The following is a 1,676-nucleotide window of genomic DNA, read 5'->3' as shown; positions in this document are numbered from 1 at the left end:
CTCCTTCGCCTCTTCAAATCTTAATTCATCGAAACACAACAACATATACCCAAACGCTTCCTCGATCGTTTCAAGCAGCCCTACATACTGCACGACCAGGAGGAATTTCTCTTCATTCAAGGTTGTCATCCATCCACCTAATTTCTTTTGTCGTAGAACATGCCGTCAGTGGAAAGGTTTTGATATGGATTGACATACTTCGTGTTCGACTCTTTTTTCGTCTGCAAATCCTTAATATCTTTTTGAATGAGAATTTTTTCCGTTTGTAAAAGCTGCATTAACCTAGCGTTCAGCTGGATTAGTTTTTGACCGATTTCCACCTCATCCGGAGTATAAGGGGCAGCTATTTCCTGCATCAAGCTTTCCCGTTGATCCAAAAGCGACTGCACCTTAGCGATTTTTCCATCACGTTCTTCGTCTGACGATAAAATTCGGATCAATTCCACTGTCAACTCGTAAAATTGGCTGACTGCCCCCACTAGGCTCTGCCACCCTCAGCGAATTGCTTCTGGCGGTTCATTTGGATGACCTGCTTCCACGTATCACGGAATTCAGTGACCAAGCTTTCCACTTCCTCTAAAATCGCCTTGTCATTCTTGATATTCGCCTCAATCAAACGGCGGTGCATATAATCGTATAACGACATCATGTTCTCAGAGACTTCCAAATCCATATTCAAAGTGACCATAAGCTCCTGAACAATCTTTTGCGCTTTAAGGATATTGGTATTTCTAGCCGGGATATCTTTTTGCTCCATCGCGTGCTTTGAAAGATTGATAAACTTCAAGCATCCATTATATAACATCAACGTCAGCTCCCCCGGGGAAGCCGTGTTAACTGAAGATTGCTGGTATGACTGATATGGGTTATTTAGTGCCATGATTTACTCTCCTTTTTGTGAAAGGGCATTTTATTAAGCGCCGCTAAATTGCTGCATGAGATAGGCAGACTGGCTGTTCGCTTTCTGGATGGCTTTTTCCATTGCCGTGAATTGGCGCCAGTAGCGGTCTTCTACTTGGGTTAAGCGGGATTCAAACCTTTTTATTTGACTATCAACACTTAACAAATCTTTTCCCAGGCTGAATTGCTGGTTCGTTGAAAAAGCATTTCCCGCTTTGTCTTTAAGTTTTTCCATGATCTCATTTGATGTATCATATAGCCTTTGGGCTATACCTTTTTGACCATCAGTGGTTCCTGAAGAATTGAAGAGTCTTTCGACTGACAACGGATCTTCTTCGATTGCTTTCTTTAAATCAGCTTCGTTGATTACCAGTTTACCACCCTCGAGGTAGTTTGCAGAAGTGGTGATCCCAATGCTAGCAAGCTGCTTAAACAACGGGCTGACTTCGGCATTATCAACAGGTGTATAGAAGTTCGAGCGCATTTGGGAAAGAGCTCCTGTTAAAATGGAATCCCTTCGCAATAACCCCATTTTGGACTTTTCCTCCCATTGCTCCTGCTGCTTATCGCTTAATGTCTCCCGCTGTTCGTCAGTTAATGGCTGGTAGTCCTTATAGTAGGTTTCAGATGTTTTCTTTTGGACTTTATCTATTAATTCGTTATATTTGTCAACAAACTTCACTATATTCTCGAACACTTTAGCAGAGTCATTGTTAATGTTAACGCTGATAGCAGGATCCGTATTATTAGCAACAATAGGATCATTATTGAACGTT

Annotated in this window: 3 protein-coding genes; all 3 read right to left on the bottom strand. The window is 41.9% G+C overall.

Annotation, left to right across the window (positions count from 1 at the left end; genetic code table 11):
• Positions 1-137 precede the first annotated feature (137 nt).
• Entirely contained in the window at positions 138-479 is a 342-nt protein-coding gene (locus WB217_RS00230; RefSeq protein ID WP_423989530.1) for a flagellar protein FliT, read from the bottom strand.
• Positions 479-880, bottom strand: coding sequence for a flagellar export chaperone FliS (gene fliS, locus WB217_RS00225; RefSeq protein ID WP_423989528.1), 402 nt, complete (start codon positions 878-880; stop codon positions 479-481). The genes WB217_RS00230 and fliS overlap by 1 nt, the downstream gene beginning before the upstream one ends.
• A 33-nt stretch (positions 881-913) precedes the next feature.
• A partial coding sequence (gene fliD / locus WB217_RS00220) for a flagellar filament capping protein FliD (RefSeq protein WP_423989526.1) occupies positions 914-1,676 on the bottom strand: 763 nt, incomplete at its 5' end.

This window comes from Mesobacillus sp. (assembly GCF_049588175.1).
In the GTDB taxonomy this organism is placed as follows: domain Bacteria; phylum Bacillota; class Bacilli; order Bacillales; family Cytobacillaceae; genus Mesobacillus.
The sequence above is the reverse complement of the archived record's forward strand: the minus strand, read 5'-3'. Positions and strand labels throughout refer to the sequence as shown.